Annotated in this window: 15 protein-coding genes, 1 tRNA gene and 1 pseudogene; 6 read left to right on the top strand and 11 right to left on the bottom strand. The window is 63.2% G+C overall.

From position 1 onward, the window contains the following. The 3 genes from AAFX91_RS26375 to AAFX91_RS26365 all read right to left on the bottom strand — a co-directional run. Positions 1 to 428 (bottom strand): carbon monoxide dehydrogenase subunit G (locus AAFX91_RS26375; RefSeq protein WP_394568605.1); only part of this gene is annotated, 428 nt, incomplete at its 3' end. Between the two features lie 10 nt (positions 429 to 438). Beyond that, positions 439 to 2,010 (bottom strand): 4-hydroxyphenylacetate 3-hydroxylase family protein, encoded by a 1,572-nt coding sequence (locus AAFX91_RS26370; protein WP_394568604.1) that lies wholly within the window; start codon positions 2,008 to 2,010, stop codon positions 439 to 441. A gap of 6 nt (positions 2,011 to 2,016) precedes the next feature. Beyond that, complete coding sequence (locus tag AAFX91_RS26365) at positions 2,017 to 3,243, bottom strand: ABC transporter substrate-binding protein (protein ID WP_394568603.1); 1,227 nt, start codon at positions 3,241 to 3,243, stop codon at positions 2,017 to 2,019. A gap of 182 nt (positions 3,244 to 3,425) precedes the next feature. Here AAFX91_RS26365 and AAFX91_RS26360 point away from each other — a divergent pair, with 182 nt between their 5' ends. Then, a complete protein-coding gene (locus AAFX91_RS26360) occupies positions 3,426 to 4,484 on the top strand; it encodes a helix-turn-helix domain-containing protein (RefSeq protein ID WP_130577854.1) in 1,059 nt (352 codons plus the stop codon). Positions 4,485 to 4,492: 8 nt separating this feature from the next. Here AAFX91_RS26360 and AAFX91_RS26355 read toward each other — a convergent pair whose 3' ends face one another. The 7 genes from AAFX91_RS26355 to AAFX91_RS26325 are packed head-to-tail and all read right to left on the bottom strand — an operon-like array spanning position 4,493 to position 12,101. Then, complete coding sequence (locus AAFX91_RS26355) at positions 4,493 to 6,034, bottom strand: class I adenylate-forming enzyme family protein (RefSeq protein ID WP_394568602.1); 1,542 nt, start codon at positions 6,032 to 6,034, stop codon at positions 4,493 to 4,495. A gap of 10 nt (positions 6,035 to 6,044) precedes the next feature. Continuing rightward, the gene (locus tag AAFX91_RS26350) at positions 6,045 to 6,794 is read right to left on the bottom strand and encodes an SDR family NAD(P)-dependent oxidoreductase (RefSeq protein ID WP_245475780.1); all 750 of its coding nucleotides are present in this window, start codon (positions 6,792 to 6,794) and stop codon (positions 6,045 to 6,047) included. Next, complete coding sequence (locus AAFX91_RS26345; protein WP_394568601.1) at positions 6,787 to 9,189, bottom strand: xanthine dehydrogenase family protein molybdopterin-binding subunit; 2,403 nt, start codon at positions 9,187 to 9,189, stop codon at positions 6,787 to 6,789. Before AAFX91_RS26345 ends, AAFX91_RS26350 begins: the two co-directional genes overlap by 8 nt. Then, a complete protein-coding gene (locus tag AAFX91_RS26340) occupies positions 9,182 to 9,943 on the bottom strand; it encodes an N-acyl homoserine lactonase family protein (RefSeq protein ID WP_130582623.1) in 762 nt (253 codons plus the stop codon). The genes AAFX91_RS26345 and AAFX91_RS26340 overlap by 8 nt, the downstream gene beginning before the upstream one ends. After that, positions 9,940 to 10,422, bottom strand: a complete 483-nt coding sequence (locus tag AAFX91_RS26335) for a (2Fe-2S)-binding protein (RefSeq protein WP_130582622.1) — start codon at positions 10,420 to 10,422, stop codon at positions 9,940 to 9,942. The genes AAFX91_RS26340 and AAFX91_RS26335 overlap by 4 nt, the downstream gene beginning before the upstream one ends. Further along, on the bottom strand, positions 10,419 to 11,282 hold the full coding sequence (locus AAFX91_RS26330) for a xanthine dehydrogenase family protein subunit M (protein WP_130582621.1): 864 nt from the start codon (positions 11,280 to 11,282) through the stop codon (positions 10,419 to 10,421). The genes AAFX91_RS26335 and AAFX91_RS26330 overlap by 4 nt, the downstream gene beginning before the upstream one ends. A gap of 45 nt (positions 11,283 to 11,327) precedes the next feature. Further along, a complete protein-coding gene (locus AAFX91_RS26325; protein ID WP_394568600.1) occupies positions 11,328 to 12,101 on the bottom strand; it encodes an enoyl-CoA hydratase/isomerase family protein in 774 nt (257 codons plus the stop codon). 673 nt (positions 12,102 to 12,774) lie between these two features. Here AAFX91_RS26325 and AAFX91_RS26320 point away from each other — a divergent pair. Together AAFX91_RS26320 and AAFX91_RS26315 are read left to right on the top strand one after the other, a co-directional pair. After that, positions 12,775 to 13,572: a hypothetical protein gene (locus AAFX91_RS26320; RefSeq protein WP_394568599.1), complete on the top strand. Its 798-nt coding sequence runs from the start codon at positions 12,775 to 12,777 to the stop codon at positions 13,570 to 13,572. Between the two features lie 149 nt (positions 13,573 to 13,721). After that, positions 13,722 to 14,129, top strand: coding sequence for a hypothetical protein (locus AAFX91_RS26315; protein WP_394568598.1), 408 nt, complete (start codon positions 13,722 to 13,724; stop codon positions 14,127 to 14,129). Between the two features lie 156 nt (positions 14,130 to 14,285). On the opposite strand, the gene AAFX91_RS26310 is transcribed toward AAFX91_RS26315, so the two are convergent. Next, positions 14,286 to 14,360 (bottom strand) — tRNA-Gln (locus AAFX91_RS26310). 178 nt (positions 14,361 to 14,538) lie between these two features. On the opposite strand from AAFX91_RS26310, the gene AAFX91_RS26305 reads away from it, so the two are divergent. The 3 genes and pseudogenes from AAFX91_RS26305 to AAFX91_RS26295 form a co-directional block, all read left to right on the top strand. After that, positions 14,539 to 16,320, top strand: coding sequence for an acyl-CoA dehydrogenase (locus tag AAFX91_RS26305; protein ID WP_130583869.1), 1,782 nt, complete (start codon positions 14,539 to 14,541; stop codon positions 16,318 to 16,320). A gap of 337 nt (positions 16,321 to 16,657) precedes the next feature. Next, positions 16,658 to 17,410 carry an enoyl-CoA hydratase-related protein gene (locus tag AAFX91_RS26300; RefSeq protein ID WP_394568597.1) on the top strand — a complete coding sequence of 251 codons (753 nt, stop codon included), beginning with the start codon at positions 16,658 to 16,660 and terminating at the stop codon, positions 17,408 to 17,410. A 46-nt stretch (positions 17,411 to 17,456) separates the two neighbouring features. Beyond that, positions 17,457 to 17,642, top strand: a pseudogene (locus AAFX91_RS26295) (bifunctional metallophosphatase/5'-nucleotidase); the annotation flags it as partial. Positions 17,643 to 17,715 lie beyond the last annotated feature (73 nt).

Here is a 17,715-nt window from a genome sequence, read left to right as displayed (position 1 = left end):
AGGCTTCCTCCTAAAAGAAAGCCTTGAATCACGTTCAATCTGATTTGAGAATCCCAAGAGTCCACACGGCCTAGCTTCCCTCCGATCTGTGCATCGACGTGATAGCTCAACAGGGTACCGCCGTCGCGTTCGAGCAGATCGACTTTGGCACTGCCCTTCGCAAAGCCGGCCACACCACCCTCACCTTCTCCCGAAATCTTGTAGCCTTTCGGCGGGTCGAGATCGCTCAAGGCGACCTTCCCTCTGAATCGCGCGGACACGGGGCCGACCTTCATCCTGGCAACCGCACGAAAGCCCTGATCATCGGTCTTCTCCAATTCCTCGCAGCCGGGAATACAGGCTTTCAGAACCTCAGGATCGTTCAGCTTGGCCCACACCACAACCCTCGGGGCGGCAAGCTGGATCTCTCCGCTCATGGTCATTGCCATTGGAGTTCTCTCAGCGCGTGCGCGCTCGGGCGGGAACGGGTGCGAACACCCTCGCCATGTAGGTCACCAGATCGTCGGTGATCTCGGCGCGGGATGCGGAGGCGATGCCGGCCAGTGTCCTGGCCAGTTCCTTCTTGAACTCGATCTGCATCGCGCGGGCGATCTGGATGCGCTGGGCTTGCGGCGAACCCGCCCCATGCATGGATTCGGTCAGATAGCCCACGGCATTCCTGCCGAGCGTCATGTTCTCCACCAAGCGCAGAATGCGGATCCTGTCTTCAGTTGCGATCTCGGACCGCCCCTTCAGGTACTTTTCGATCATCGGACCGACCGTTTCATGCCTGAGCTCTCGCTCCGACGGCAAGGTCACCATCAGTCCGCCAGCGAGGTCCTGCGCCAGCCGGCCGATCTCGTAAGGCAGCCGCGTGACGTGGTGCTTGCAGACGTTCGCGAGCATCTCGTCCGGCAGATAGGCGCCGGATTTCATCTCCGTACCCTGATGGCTCGCCGCGACGCCTGTGCCGTAGATCGTCTCGTTGAGATGGGTCATCTCGACGAGCTTGTTGCGGATATGGGACGCGCGTTCGACACCGTTATAGTCGGCAATCGTCGCCGCCGCGCCGATCAGGACATCGCCGACGCCGGTTTTGCAGACATAGCTGCGACGGTGATAGCAGGTGAAGCGCTCGACCAGCGAGGCCGCGAACTCCGCCTCGCTGTCCATGAAGATGTGCTCGAAGGGAATGAACACATCCTCGAACACGATCATTGCTTCCTGGCCGGCAAACCGCGCATTGCCAGCGTCGATGTCGCCGTCCTCGGCGCTACGGGTGTCGCAGGATTGCCGGCCGTAGATATAGGTGATGCCTTTCGCATCCACCGGCACGGCGCCGACGATCGCATAGTCCTTGTCGTCCACCTCCAGCCTCATCGTCGGCATGATGATAAGCCAGTGCGAGTTTATGCAGCCGGTCTGATGCGCCTTGGCGCCACTGATATAGACGCCCTGCAGCGTGCGCCGTGTGACGTGGACGAAGAGATCGGGATCGGCCTGCTCCGAAGGCGACTTGCCACGATCACCCTTCACGTCGGTCATCGCGCCGCCGATCACGAGGTTCGACCTCTGGATCCGGGCCAGGAACTCTTTGAACCGGCCGTGGTAACCGGTGCCGTGCTTCTGATCCAGATCATAGGTCACCGAATGCAGCGCGTTCAGCGCGTCCATGCCGACGCAGCGCTGGAAGCAGGTGCCCGTCAACTGTCCGAGCCGGCGCTGCATCTTGTTCTGCATCACGAGATCACCGGGGCTGGTCGCGATATGCAGGAAGCGGTTGATGCGCTCGCCGGTCAATGGCGAGAGCGCCGCTGCAAGTTCCGGATTGTCGTTGGCGAGGTCGTAGGTTTCGGCCACCGCGTTGATCGAGGGCCGGATGATCGGATGGTCGACCGGCTCCGTGACCGCCTCGCCCATCAGATAAACCCTGAGCTTCCGGCCCCTCAAGCTCGCGATATAGTCGGCGCCGGTACGGATCGGCTCCCGGGTTAGAGTGGCGAGACCATTGGCGGCGACGTCCTGATCCATCCAGACTTACCCCTTCTTGACCAGCGGGCAGACGCTGTCCTTGAGCGGGCGGAACGCCTGGTCGCCGGGGATCACCTCGCGGAGCTTGTAGTAATCCCAATCGCCCTTGGACTCCGACGGCTTCTTCACCTCGTACACATACATGTCGTGCACCATGCGCCCGTCCTCGCGGATGCGGCCGTTCTTGGCGAAGAAGTCGTTGACTGGAATTTCCCGCATTCTGCTCATCACGGCCTGGGCCTCGTCGGTGCCGGCCGCCTCGATCGCCTTGAGATAGTGGATGGTCGAGGAGTAGTCGCCGGCGTCGCCCATGTGCGGCATCCGCTTCATGCGCTCGAAGAAGCGCCTGGACCATGCGCGCGTCTCGTCATCGCGATCCCAATAGAAGGCGTTCGTCAGCACGAGCCCCTGCGCTGAGCTCAGTCCGAGGCTCTTGATATCGGTGATCCAGACGAGCAATCCTGCAAGCGTCTGCCCTCCCTTAGTGATCCCGAACTCCTGCGCGGATTTGATCGCATTCACCAGGACGGTGCCCGAGCCCGCAAGGCCGATGACCTGAGCCTTTGACGCCTGTGCTTGCAGCAGGAATGAGGATTGATCGAATGTCTCGATCGGGTACCGTGTCAACCCGACGATCTCTCCACCCAGGCCCTTCACGACCGCGGAGGTATCGGCCTCCAGCGCATGTCCAAAGGCGTAGTCCGCGGTGAGGAAGTACCAGCTCTTCTGACCGGCCTTCAGCAGCGCGCTGCCCGTGCCGCGCGCGAGCGCGTAGGTGTCGTAGACATAGTGAACGCTGTTGGGCGTGCAGGCATCATTGGTGAGGCGCGACGATCCCGAGCCGTTGATGATGGCGATCCTGTTCTTCTCTTTCGCTAGCTGGGAGACGGTGAGCGCGATCGAGGAATTGATCAGGTTGGCGACCATGTCGACGTGATCGACATCGAACCATTTGCGCGCCAGTCCGGAAGCCGTGTCCGGCTTGTTCTGATGATCGGCGACCAGCACCTCGATCGGTTTCCCCAGCACCTTGCCGCCAAAGTCCTCGACAGCCATCTTCACTGCCGTCACGGCTCCCTCGCCGGACTCGTGGGAGAACTGGCCCGACATATCCGTGAGCACGCCGATCTTCACGGCACCGTCGGACATCGCGAGGCTCTGGGCGCCGGCAGGGTTTGCGAAAACGACTATCGCCGCGGCTGCGACCAGGAATTTCTGCACTCCGGCCTTCATGAGGTTCCTCCCAGGGAAAATGGACGCGGTGCGATCCGCTTATTACATGCATAACTAGACTTTTGTTACATGCGTAACTAGACTGATTTTTCGAGGGAGTCAATCGCGCCGATGTGTTAAACGGGCCCCGACTTTAGAAGGCGGCCCGCGAATGGCGGCTGCGCAGACGGATTGTCCAGGGAATGCCTGCCACCGCGAAGCTCCAGACGACGAAGCCATCGGCCCGGCCGGCTGCGAAGGCGAGCAAAGCCCAGGCCGGTAAAGCTCAGGTCGGCACCGCCCGGCGCGAGCGGAATTGTTCGGTCGCGCGCACGCTCGACATCGTCTCCGACGCCTGGGCGTTCCTGATCATCCGCGAGGCGTTCTTCGGCGCGCAGACGTTCGAGGCCTTTCGCACGGCACTCGGGATTCCCCGCGCGACACTGACCGATCGCCTGCGCAAGCTGACGCAGCTTGCGATCTTTCGGCAGGTCGCGCCAGGATCGTCGCTGCGCAAGGAATATCGTCTGACCAAGATGGGCTTTGATCTCTATCCGAGCTTCATCGCCCTGATGCAGTTCGGCGACCGCTGGCTTGCCGGCGGCAGGCCCGCGCCGCTGACGCTGGTCCACATGAGCTGCGGTTGCGACAGTCATCCGATCGTTGCGTGCTCGCATTGCGGCGAACGCGTCACCGCACGAGATGCGAAGTATCGCGATGGGCCGGGCGCCGGGCGCCATCCGGCCAAGGCCGGCCGCAACACCAGGCGCGCCTCCGACGGCAGCCGCTTCTCGCTCGGCCGTCCGAGCTCGGTGTCGCGCGCGCTGGAGATCATCGGCGACAAATGGAGTTTTATGGTCGTGCGCGAGGGCTTCTTCGGCAATCGCCGCTACGACAAGATCCTGACCGAGCTCGAGATCGCACCGAATATTCTGACCGACCGGCTGAACCGGCTTGTCGCAAGCGGCGTGTTCTACCGCAGGCAATATCAAAGCTCGCCCGATCGCTATGAATATCTCCTCACCGACATGGGGCGTGACCTCTACGGCCCCTTCATCACCATGCTGCAATGGGGCGACCGTTGGCTGTCGAAAGGCAAGCCGCCGCTGCTGCTCACCCACCTCACCTGCGGCCACGTTTTTCATGCATCGGTGAATTGCGACCGCTGCAAGCAGCCGATCGTCGCCGCCGACATGCGCTACAAGCTGACCTACGATCCCAAGGCCTTTGGCGCCCTGGGACCGCGCTCCGTCGACTCCTGATTGGCGGATTACGCCCGGCCCAACGCCTCGACCAGCTTGAAGCGCATGATCTTCCCCGAGCTTGTGCGCGGGATCTCCGACACGAGATGGGTGGCTTCGGGGATCTTGTAGGATGAGAGGTGGGCCTTGCAGTGGGCCATCAGCGAAGCAACATCCAGCTCATTGGTCTTGGCCACGACGAACAGACACGGCACTTCGCCGAGCGTCGCGTGCTTGATGCCGACGACCGCGCAATCGGTCACCTGCGGGTGCCGCACCACGACTTCCTCGATCTCCGCTGGCGCGATGTTCTGGCCGCCGCGGATGATCAGCTCCTTGATGCGGCCCGTGATCGTGAGGTAACCGCTGGCGTCCGATTTCGCGAGATCGCCCGTATGGTACCAGCCCTTGCGCAACGCGGACGCCGTCTCCGCGGGCTTGTTGTGATAACCGCGCATCAGGTTCGGTCCGCGCACGATCAGCTCGCCCTCCTCCCCGATAGCGACATCCTCGAGCGAAGATGGATCGACGATACGCACGGCGAGGCCGAGCACAGGCAGCCCGCATGAGCCCATCGGCCTCGCGCCGTGCAGCCAGTTCATGGTGACCATAGTGGAGGTTTCGGTGATGCCGTAGCCATCGAGCAGCCGCGTGTTGAAGTGCTCCTCGAGCGCCTTGTTCAGCGTCGCCGGCATGATGGCGCCGGCGGAGATGCAGAGGCGGATGGACCCGAGGCGTTCGACGCCGGTCTCCTGCGCACGATGCAGGAGATAGTGGAACATCGTCGGCACGCCGGGCAGAACGGAATATTTCCCGGTCTGCAGGAGATCGAGCGCCTGCTGCGGCGAGAACCTCTCCATGATGTGCTCGCTCGCGCCGACCGCGAGCACGGTGAGCACCGAGAGATTGAGACCATAGGAGTGGAACAGCGGTAGCGGCGACAGAACGACGTCTTTCTCGGTCAGCTCGCAGATCGGCGCCCAGCATGAGGCGGCGATCCACAGCATACTGCGCAGCGATAGCAACACGCCCTTGGCCCGGCCCGTCGTGCCGGAGGTGTAGATGATAAAGGAAGAACGGTCGATATCGTCGGGATCGAGTGGCCTGGCGGCGCTGCCTGTTGCGAGGTCAGCCAGCGCCATCCCCGCTTTCGCCGCGTCGGTGCCGGCAAACATGATTGTCGGCGAGATTCCGGCATCACGGCAGATCTTGCCAATTAGCTCCTTCCTTGCGGCCGCGGTGATGACAAGACTGCAGCCGGCATCGGTCAGGCGATAGCTGATCTCGCCTTCCGCCGCATCGAAGCTGATGGGCACCACGACCGCGCCGGCGCGCAAGGCCGCGAAGCAGGCTTCGATCCAGTCGACGCCGTTCGGCAGATAGATCGCAACCTTGCCGCTTTCCTTCAGCCCGGCCTTCGCCAGATTGGCCGCGATCGCAGCGGTGTGTTCGGCGAGGTTCGCATACGTCACCTCCCGCGACGAATCCGAATACGCCACGTTCCCGGGCCGCTGTTTGGCGTGACGATCGAGGAGAGTTGCGATCGGCGCGATCAAATCAACCTGCAGCATCGTCGTTCTCCTAGACCATGCTGTATCCACCGTTGACGCTGATCACCTGTCCGGTGATCCAGCTTCCGGCATCGGATGCGAGCAGCGTCACCAGCGGCGCAACGTCGGACGGCAATCCCAGCCGGCGGATGGCGTAGGCCTTGACCAGCTTGTCGCGGTTGGCGTCCACCCATGTCTTGTCGTGTGCGGTCTCGATAAGGCCGAGCGAGATCGAATTGGCGGTGACGCCCGAACGTCCCCATTCGCGGGCGAGCGATTTCATCAGCGCGATCGTGCCGGCGCGCGCGGCGGCCGCGAGCGCAAGACCGGACTCGCCGACCCGCGAGGAGTCTCCCATGATGGAGATGATGCGGCCGCGACCTGATGCCTCCAGCAGCGGTCCGGCGCTGTGGGAACAGTTCAGCGCGCCGTAGAGGCAGGTGTCGATCTGCTTCTTCCAGTCCTCGGGCGTGCTTTCGCTGAAGCGCTTGCGGAACACCAATCCGGCGTTGTTGACGAGGATGTCGAGTCCGCCGAAATCGCTCCTGATGCTCTCGACCATTTTCCTGACGACGTCGGCGTCCGAAATATCCGCTTGATAGGCCTTGGCCTTGCCGCCGCTCTTTGCAATCTCGGCGACAACAGCCTCAGCCTCGGCCTTCGAGCTGTGATAGTTGACCGCGACGCTCGCGCCCTTTTCCGCCAGCATCTTCGAGATGGCGGCGCCGACGTCCCGTCCGCCTCCCGTCACGAGGGCGACACGTCCCTTGAGATCACTCATCAGCTTGTCCTCTTGATTTGAGCCTGGCCTGCTCCAGGAGCCGAAAGATGCGTTCTGGAGTCATCGGAAGAATGGAAACATCGATATCGAGCGGCGACAGCGCGTCGGCGATCGCGTTCGCGACGGCAGCCGGTGCGCCGATCGTGCCGCCCTCGCCCATGCCGCGGAATCCGCCGGCCACCGCCGACTCGCTTTCGATATGGACGACGTCCATGACCGGCACTTCGGGTGCGGAGGGGATCACGTAGTCGACCAGGCTCGCGCTCAGGAGCTGAGCGTCATCGTCGTAGATCAATTCCTCGAACAGCGCCGCGCCGATGCCCTGCGCCACGCCGCCATGCACCTGGCCGTCAACGATCATCGGATTGATGATCTTCCCGCAATCCTCTGCGACCACGTATTTCAGAATTCGTACGAAGCACGTCGCCGGGTCGATCTCCACCGCGGCGATGTGGGTGGCTGCCGCGGTCGTTCCATTGATGGGATCGTAGGTGTAGGCCGCGCTCAATTCCTCGCGCGCTTCGACCGGCAAGGTCTTCATGTCGGAATAGACGGCCTTCGCGACTTGCTTGAACGTCACCGCGCGATCAGTGCCGATGACGACGGCCTTGCCGTCGCTGACGTCGATATCGTCCTGATTGGCTTCCAGGAGATACGAGGCGACGCGCCTGATCTTGTCCCGCAGCAGAAACGACGCATGCTTGGCCGCGCCGCCGCCTAGCACGGCGCTCCGGCTCGCATAAGTGCCGGTCGACATCGGCACCTCATCGCTGTCGCCCTGGATCACGCGGACATCCTCGAACCTTGCGCCGAGATCGTCGGCGACGATCTGGGCCAGCGTGGTTTCGAGCCCCTGCCCGTGAGAGGCGACCCCGAAAGCCGCGGTGATGGCGCCGGTCGAGTCAATGGTGATCTTCGCCGTCTCCGAGCCGGTATTGATCGGCATTCCCGGCGCCACCGCGATCCGCGAACCAATTCCGGTCAACTCGGCATAGCTGGCGATGCCGATGCCGAACAGGCGTCCCTGCTTGCGCGCATCTGTTTGTTGGGCGCGGAGCTGTTCGTAACCGGCAGCCTCGGCAGCCGCGTCCAGGCATTCGACGAAACCCGTCTTGTCCCAGATGATGCCGGACGCAATCCGATACGGGAATTCGTCGGGCTGCACCAGATTGCGGCGCCTGATCTCGAGCGGATCGAGGCCAAGCACCCTCGCGCCAAGATCCATCAAACGTTCGGTGACGAAGGCGGAGATCGGCCGGCCTACTCCGCGATAGGGACCGGTCGGCGGCTTGCAGGTGGCGACGCCGCGCACGACACCCCGATAGGAGGCGATCTTGTAGGGGCCGGGAAGGAAGCTGACGACCTGGACCGGCTCGAGCCCGCACGTCCACGGATAGATCGAATAGGCTCCGACATCGCCGATGACATCGGCCTGCAGCGAGGTCGCAACGCCGTTTGCGTCGAATCCCATTTCGGCATCGACGATCTCGGCAAAGGCCTGGCTGGAGCTGCTGACATCTTCCAGGCGATCCGCCGTCCATTTGAGCGAGCGGCCGAGCTTGCGCGCCGCGATGCAGATCAGGAGTTCCTCCGGATAGAGCGAGCCCTTCGAACCGAAACTTCCGCCAACATCGGGCGCCACCACGCGCAGGCGATGACCGGGAAGGCCGAGCGACTCGGAAATTGCGTCACGGACGATCCCGGGAATGTTCGACGACGTGTAAAGCGTGATGGCGTCGCGTCGCTTCTCGTATTCGGCCGTATAGCTGCGCGGCTCCATCGCAAGAGGCGCCTTGCGGGTCATTTCAAACCGACCGCCGACCTTCACCGCGGCGGCCTTCAAATCAGCGGCAACGTCGCCCTTCTTGAATTCGCGCGCGATCAGGACGTTGCTGCCCGCCTCCTCGTGCAACAGCGGCGCGTCATCGGCAACCGCGAGTTCTGCGCGCGAAATCGCGCCGAGCGGCTCATAGTCGACCTCGATCAACTCGATCGCATCCTCCGCGAGATAGCGCGAGGTGGCGATGACGGCTGCAACGGCCTCGCCGACATAGCGGACCTTGCCGGAAGCAAGAGGAAGGATCGGCGTCGCGTAATAATTCGGCATGCGCGAGACCGGAATCACCGGCTTGAAGTCCCCCGCGATGCCATCCGCCGTGAACACGGCGACCACGCCAGGCGCTGCCTGCGCGACGGTGGCGTCGATGCGGGAGATCCGCGCATGCGGCTGTCCGCTCCGTAGAAAGGCGACATGAAGCGGCCGGTCCGGCTTGCGGTCGGCTGAATATTCGCCGCGCCCGGTCAAGAGGCGTGGGTCCTCCGTGCGCTTGATGGGCGCGCCGACGTTCCGGGGACGCAACACATCCGACGGCTGAGCACGCCTGTCGCTACTCATAGCCATCGTTCCCCTTGCGCAGGCCCTGCCATTGCTGGTCGTCATGGCCGCAAATCACTGCCGCGCCGGCCTTCTCGATCCGCCGCACTTCCGCGAACGTCTTCAATTGCTCGTCGACATTCCAGGTGTTGCGGGGCGGAGTATCGGCATCGAGATTTCGGCGCAGGCTGACCGCATCCGAAGCGAGCAGGAACTGACCATCACGGTCGAGGCTCACCAGCGCGCCGAGCGAGCCAGGCGTATGGCCCGGTAGCGGCACCAGCACGACGCTGGAATCCCCGAAGACATCCTTCTCGCCGTTCAGCGGCTCGATCGGCTGTCCGTAGTCCCAATCCGCGCGCAGGTAGCCTGCGGTTTCGGCGCCTGGCGCCTTAGCAGCTTCGATCTCCTTGGTGTGAGCGAGGATCGTCGCCTTGCGGAAGAACTGATTACAGCCGCAATGATCAGGATGGAAATGGGAATTGACGACGATATCGATGTCGTCCGGCTCCAGCCCGACGCAGGCGAGACTCGGCAGCAAGGTCTCGTTCGCGCTCATCAGCGGCTTCATGACCTTGGCGAGCGGACCCCAGCGCTCCTCCACATTGTCGACCACGGACGGGTGACAGCCGGTATCGAACAGCACATTGCCCTGCTTGTGCCGAATCAAGGCACTACTCACGGGAAGATCGATCATTTCGCTGCGGTCGGCGCCGGCGACATAGATGCTCTTCTTCATGCGAAGACGTCCGGCGGCGAGGAAATTCAGCTTCATGATGTTTTCTCCGCGCGCTGCGCAGCCGCACTCCTGATCGCCGCGACGATGTTCTGATATCCGGTGCAGCGGCAGAGATTGCCCGACAGCCCTTCCCTGATCTCGTCGTCGGTCGCGAGCGGATATTTCCGGAGCAGATCCTCGCCCGTCATCAGCATCCCGGGCGTGCAGAAGCCGCATTGAAGCCCGTGGTGCTCACGAAACTGGGCCTGCAGCACATTGAGCATTTCCGGCGTTCCGAGCCCCTCCACCGTCGTGATCTCGGCGCCATTGGCCTGCACGGCAAGCGTCAGGCAGGAGCGCACACTGTCGCCATTCATCAGCACAGTGCAGGCACCGCAAACCCCGTGCTCACAACCGACATGCGTCCCCGTCAGTCCGAGTGTGTCGCGCAGGAAGTCCGACAGCAGCAGGCGCGGCTCGACGTCCGCGATGTCGTATGTCGTGCCGTTGACGGTCACCGATACGTTCGTGCTCATCGGATCACCTCACTCAATGCCGTCTGCATGGCGCGCCTTGCCAACTGTCCCAGCAAATGCTGGCGGTACTCGGCCGATGCGTGAAGGTCGCCATTGGCGGAAACGCTGGCCGTCACGAGTTCCGCAAATCGATCCGGTGTTTGGTCATTGACCTCGATCGCACCAAGCTCTCGTTCCACTTCCCTGAGCCGGAGCGGCGTATCAGCGACGCCCATTACCGCAACGCGCGCGTCGTCAATTCTGGCCTCGCTCCGCCGCACCGAGACGGCGATGCTTGCAAGCGCGAAATCGCCGAAACGGCGCGCCGCCTCCTCGAATGCGCAGCCGTTGTGTTGCAGGATCGGAAATTCGATCTCCACCACGATCTCCTCCGGCTCCAGGCAATTGGTCAGCGCGTCGACGAAGAAGTCTTCCGCAGCGATGGCACGCCGGCCCGACGGGCCGTGAACGCTGAGTTCGGCGCCATAGAACAGGGACAGCATCGGCAACTCGGCCGCGGGATCGGCATGCGACAGGCTGCCGCCGATGGTGCCGCGATTGCGGATCGCAAGGTGCGCCACATGCCGCATGGCCGCTGCCATCACCGGCAGTTTTGAGGCAATCAGCGGCGACTGCTCGATCTCGCGATGCCGCGTCAACGCGCCGATCGCGACGCGATCACCTCGCAGCTCGATGAACGACAGCTCCTTGATGCCGTTGAGATCGACAAGCACTGCCGGCCGCGCCATCCGGAAATTCAGCAGCGGCAGCAGGCTTTGGCCGCCGGCGAGGACCTTTCCTTCGCCATTGGCCGCACGCAGCGCTTCGACCGCGCCATCCACTGTCGTCGGCGCGACATAGTCAAACTTGGCAGGCTTCATCGCGCTCGCCCTCCAAGGCTGGTTTCCTTCCCCGCTCGGCCATTCTCATGCGCCGCGAAACCGCGGAGGCCTTTTTTCCGCGAAGGCTCTTCGGCCTTCTTTGAAGTCCTCGCTGTCGGATGCAGCATCGATGAGCTGCTGCGCCTTCGTCAAATCAAGAGCCCCGGCGCCCATCGAAATCCCGTTCAGCATGTATTTGGCGCCCGCGATCGAGAGCGGCGCATTGGCGGCGAGGCGCTGCAAAAATCGTTCGGCCGCAAGCACGGCATCGTCATGGATCTCGTCGATCAGTCCCATCGACATCGCCTGCTCGGCCGGATAGCGATCGCCGGAATAGAGAACGCGTCTGGCGTTCGCGAGGCCGGTCAGCGCCAGCAGCCGCTGCACGCTGTGAACGCCGTAGATGATGGAGAGCTTGGCGGACGGGATCCCGATAGTTGCGGTCAGATCCGCGAAGCGGAAGTCGCAGGCCAGCGCGAGATGGCAGCCGCCACCGAGACAATAGCCGGAAATGGCTGCGACGACAGGCTTTCCCAGCGCTGCGATCGCGCCGGAACAGGCATCGACCGCGACCTCGTAGTCGGCACTCTTGCGCCTGTCGTCCCGGATCGTGTCAAACTCGCTGATATCGGCCCCGACGGAGAAATCCCTGCCTTCACCCCTGAGCACGACCGCGCGGACGTGCCGGTCGCCGGCAAAGCGCGCGAAGATTTCGGACAAGTCACGCCACATCGCCAGCGTCACGGCGTTCTTCACCGCGGGCCGATTCAATGTGACATGCGCGATGTTGTCACGCCGCTCGATCCTGATCGCCTCCAACGTCGCTCCTCTGGCGCTCGATCATCCGAATGCTCGGGGCGTCCCCGGCAAAAGCAGGTTGCCACCCGGCCAACCGTCACTTGCATAAGTAGACTAATTTGTTACGACGCGTCAAGCCGTGTTCAGAGTCGACGCGTGCCGTGCGGAACGCGGCGCACTAGCCAGCGGAACTTGATAGACCACCCGAGAAAATAGCTTGCTTCGCGCTACAGCCGCTCGCGCTGCATCAAGCGTATGAAATCTCACAAGATCGTAGGCTGGCGTGGAAAATAATCGGAAGGCGTGGGGGAAGCGACTCGCCCCCGACCCGAACATTCCGGCTCTGCAGCGAGTTGACGCCGCGCGGAGAGAATGTCAGTCAACTCCCATTGAAAGATAAAGCATATTTGACCTTCCTAGGCTGTTCTAAGCGACGAAACGCGGCACGGTCGTGAAGGGTCAGGGTTCATTCCGTATTTCCGGCCGTGAAGATAGTTCCGCTCCTCGGCTGCGTTAAAAACGCCGGTACAGTTCGGGGCGAGCTGGTAAAAAAGACGAACGTGACATGCAGCTGCATGCCCATCCCTGGGAACCTTCGTAGATCAAAAACCGTCTGCGTCCCGTTGAACGTTAGCTAGCGCAGATGCGCGGATCGCTCTCACGGGTGCCATTGTATTTTGGACACGGAGCACCAATGGATTCCACGCTGGACGACAGGCTCGCGGAACGGCAGATCGCGGAGCAGCTTTCGAACCTGGCGCTCGAAGCGGGAGTCAGTCCTTCGGCCCCGCCGACCAGCATGAAGACGTCTCGCGCCCCGCCGGCAACGATTCATCAATTGGCGAATTGGCGCTATGTGGCTTTCGTCTGCTCTCTGTTGGCAGCATCCATTGGTGTTGCCGCTTGGTGGTGGTCGTCCTCCGCTCATACGGCGATGATGGCCTCCTCGGGCCCAGCACCTCTGACGCAGGCCCCGCCGGAAGCAGTCGCGCCGAAAGACGCCGCGCCGTCTGCCGTCGCCCTGTCTTCCGACTTGGCGCAGCAGCTCCAGCCGATGACGCGCGACCTCGCTGCCTTGAGGCAAGCGGTCGAACAGCTCAAGGAGAGGCAAGAACAATTGGTCCGCGACAATGAAAATGTCGCGAGCCAACTCAAGGCGAGCCAGGAAGAAATGGCACGTAACAACAGTGTCATCGATGAGATCAAGGCGATCCAGATCCAGATGGCGCGCGAAAGCCAGACGCTCACCGAGCGCCTCAACGCAAGCCAGGAACAACTTGCCCGCGTGATCGCCAACGCTTCAGCGCCAAAGGTGATGCCTGAAGAGCCAAAGCTGAGCCCCGAAGAGCCAAAGGTTATGCCCGGAATACCACTGCCGCGTCCGCGGCGGTCGGCCAATGTCGCCCAGGCGCAAAAGCCGGCGCCAACCCCGGCCCGCCCGCAAGCCAAAAAGCCGCAACCGTCGTTGGTATGGCCATGGTCAGCGCGCTAATGCCGTGACCGACCTGCTCCCTGCGACGGCACCTAAAACTGTGGCGGCTCGTTGACTAGGGGCCGTCCAGTTCGCGCGTGCTCTGCTTCCGCCGCCTCTTCCCGGACGAATTTCCGAAGGACGTTCCGAACCCCTGGGTCGGCGTCACCATGAAGACCCGTGTGAAAAAGAAAAAGCCGGCCGTGACGCGAGACGAGGTCTACACCTTTGCACATGGCTGCATCGACCATCACAAGACGGGCGAAATCGTCGACCATCCGCTCGAAGATGGCGACGTCAAGTTTTATGAGGAAGCTGAGGAGGTGCTGTCGCACTTGAAGCGTCTCGGCACCCCGATGATCCTGTACGAGGTCGAGGAAGGTAAGGCCAAGCCGTTCGGTTTCAGCACGATGCAACACAAGGTGCAGCGCTTGCGTGTGAAGCTGGGATTGCCATCGCACGTCACGTTTGACGCCTGCCGGCACGGCGGCATGACCGAACTGGAGGAGACAGAGCTGACCGACGGACAGGGTCGCGCACTGTCAGCACGCCGAACGCAGCAGAGCTACATCGGCTAGGCGAAGCGCACCGAGAGAAGCGCGTGCTCGCAGCAACCCGCAAACGGCACGCGCACAGGCTGGCGAACGAAATGGCGACAGACGTTCGGAATGGGCAGCTAAAACCCGTTCAGAATGAAGTCCCTGAACAAAGCGCGATTGCCGAGTGATTTCAATTGGCTGGGGCGGGAGGGATCGAACCTCCGAATGGCGGAATCAAAATCCGCTGCCTTACCGCTTGGCTACGCCCCAATTCCAGGTCCGGAGGGCGCGGAACATAGCCGCAGCCCTCTCGGTCTGGTAACGCCGGTCTATAGAGGGAGTCGGACCATTTCAACTGTTTCTCCCCCTCAATTCGGTTATCCGGACGGTTGAGGGAAGCATGGTTTCGTGGGAAGACGGCGCCAATGTTCCCTCGGGGAGTAACGCCATGACCTACCGCGCGCCGATCGACGACATCCTGCTTGCCCTTAACCATGGTGCCGGACTGAAGGCCGCCCTCGCCGCCGGCCATTACGGCGATTTCGACGGCGACATCGCCCAGCCGGTGCTGGAAGAAGCCGGCAAGTTCGCAGGCGACGTCCTGGCGCCGCTCAACCGGGTTGGCGACCAGAACGGCGTCAAGCTCGCGGACGGCAAGGTGACGACCGCGCCGGGCTGGCCCGACGCCTATCAGCGCTGGGCGGCCGCGGGCTGGAACGCGGTGTCGGGCCCGGAAGCGTTCGGCGGCCAGGGCCTGCCGCTCGCGATCAATGCCGCCTGCACCGAGATCTGGAGCGCGTCGAATTCGGCGTTCGGCCTCTGCCCGCTGCTCACGCTCTCCGCGATCGAGGCACTGGACGCCCATGGCAGCGACGAGCTGAAGAAGATCTACCTTGCCAAGCTCGTCTCCGGCGAGTGGACCGGCACGATGCAGCTCACCGAGCCGCAGGCGGGCTCCGATGTCGGCGCACTGCGCACCCGCGCCGAGCGCGCCGGTGACGGCACCTACCGTATCAAGGGCACCAAGATCTTCATCACCTATGGCGACCACGACATGACCGATAACATCGTTCATTTCGTGCTCGCCCGCCTGCCCGATGCACCCGCGGGCACCAAGGGCATCTCGCTGTTCCTGATCCCGAAATTCCTGGTCAATCCCGACGGCTCGCTCGGCGCACGCAACGATATCTATCCCTCTGGAGTCGAGCACAAGCTCGGCATGCACGCCTCCCCGACCTGCACCATGACCATGGGCGACCATGGCGGCGCCATCGGCTATCTGATCGGCGAAGAGAACCAGGGCATGCGATGCATGTTCACGATGATGAACCAGGCCCGGCTCGCGGTCGGCCTCGAAGGCGTCGGCCTTGCCGACCGCGCCTACCAGCAGGCGCTCGCCTATGCCCAGGAACGCCGCCAGGGCCGCGCCGTCGGCAGCAAGAGCGAGGGCTCGGATCCGATCATCGCGCATCCCGACGTCAAGCGCATGCTGATGCAGATGCGCGCCATGACGGCTGCCGCGCGCGCGATCTGCTACGCCACCGCAGTCGCACTCGATATTTCCACGCGCGCGAAGGATCCGAAGGTGCGCAGCGACGCCGCCGCACGCGGCGCGCTCTTGACGCCGATCGCGAAAGCCTTCTCCACCGACATCGGCAACGAGGTCGCCTATCTCGGCGTGCAGGTGCATGGCGGCATGGGCTTCATCGAGGAGACCGGCGCGGCCCAGCATTATCGCGACGCGCGCATCACCGCGATCTATGAGGGCACCAACGGCATCCAGTCGATCGACCTCGTCACCCGCAAGCTCGGAGCCAATGGCGGCGCCTCGGTCTGGGCGCTGCTCGAAGAGCTCTCCGCCATCGTCAAGCAGGTGGAAACCTCCAACGATCCCGCGTTCGGCACCACCGGCGCCAAATTGCGCGATGCGCTCGGCGCCCTCGAGCGCGCGAGCCGCTGGCTGCTCGAGCGCCTCGCCTCGGCGCCGAACGATGCGCTCGCCGGCGCCACGCCTTACCTGCGCCTGTTCGGTGCGACGCTCGGCGGCTGCATGCTCGCCGGCGAAGCGCTCGCCGTGAAAGGCGGCGGCGAGGCCGGCGACCCGCAGCGCTATATCGCGCTGGCCCGCTTCTTCGCCGAGAACGTCACGGTCCAGGCACCGTCGCTCGAGAAGACGGTCACCGACAGCGCCGAGGCCATCAACGGCGCAGACGCGGTGTTGTTGGGGTAAGCGGCGCATCATCCTGTAGGGTGGGCAAAGGCGCGAAGCGCCGTGCCCACCATCTCACACTCCGCCCGTGATGGTGGGCACGCTCCGCTTTGCCCACCCTATACGGATTCCGCATTTTCTTCCGTCATTCCGGGGCGCGCGAAGCGCGAGCCCGGAATCCATTTCCGCCGCCTCCGCCCATGGCCCGATAGATTCCGCGCCTGCGTGATCCTGACGCACCCCGGAATGACAAGAGCGTGGGAAAGCCGTGAGGGACATTGGGAGCCGGACGGAGATCATGTAAGATAGCGAGGTGTTCGCTGGCGGCAACGTGGCCGCCTCCGCAAGGGACTGCTTGATGACCGGGCACCTCATCGTATCAGACGAAGCCGCAACGCGCGTGATCACGATGCGTCGGCCCGAGAAGAAGAACGCGATCACCGAGGAGATGTATCGCGCGATGAGCGATGCGGTCGACACCGCGCAGAACAATCCGAACATCCGCTGCCTCATCATCACCGGCGGCTCGGGCGTGTTCACCGCGGGCCACGATGTCGAGGATTTCCTGAAGCAGGGCACCGCCAATCCCGACGCGGTGCGCACCTCCGGCGCGGTCAAGTTCCTCTATTCGCTGGCGCACAACGTCAAGCCGATCATCGCCGCCGTCGACGGGGTCGCGATCGGCATCGGCACCACCATGCTGTTCCACTGCGACTACGTGCTCGCCAGCAGCACCGCGACCTTCTCGACGCCGTTCATCCATCTGGGGCTGGTGCCCGAGGGCGCCTCGAGCCTCCTGATGCCGCGCACGATGGGGCACCAGCGCGCCTTCGAGATGCTGGTGATGGGCCGCACCATGGACGCCCGCGTCGCCGGCTTCGTCAACGCGGTGGTGGCCCCAGGCCATACGGAAGCGGAAGCGCGGAAAGTGGCGCGCGAGATCTGCGCGCTGCCGGCCGAGGCGGTCGCAATCGCCCGCAAGCTGATAAAATTGCCGCCGGAGGACATGACCCGGCGCATCGACCAGGAGGCTCATCTGTTCAGCGAGCGGATGCGCTCCAAGGAAGCAGTCTCCGCCTTCAAGGCATTCTTTGCGCGCAAGCAGAATTGAACCGGAACCTCGCAAAATCGTTGCCGCGCTTATCCATATTCGCCTCATGAGAACCCATCACATCCTTGCAGCGCTGGCGCTGCTGGCCGGATTTGTCCTCGCACCTTGCCAGGCTCAAACCGCCTCGCCCGTCGATCTGCGGATCCTCGCGATCAACGATTTCCACGGCTATCTGCGGCCGCCGCCGGGCGGCATCCGGATCAGCGATCCCGACGACAAAGCGAAGAAGATCGTGAGCGTCATCCGGCGACCACGCACTGAGGGCTGATCTGGTCGGCTAGGAAGATCTCGTGGATTGTTTCGTC

The sequence above is a fragment of the Bradyrhizobium sp. 31Argb genome (assembly GCF_043638955.1).
In the GTDB taxonomy this organism is placed as follows: Bacteria; Pseudomonadota; Alphaproteobacteria; order Rhizobiales; family Xanthobacteraceae; genus Bradyrhizobium.
This window is presented reverse-complemented; position numbering and strand designations above follow the sequence as displayed.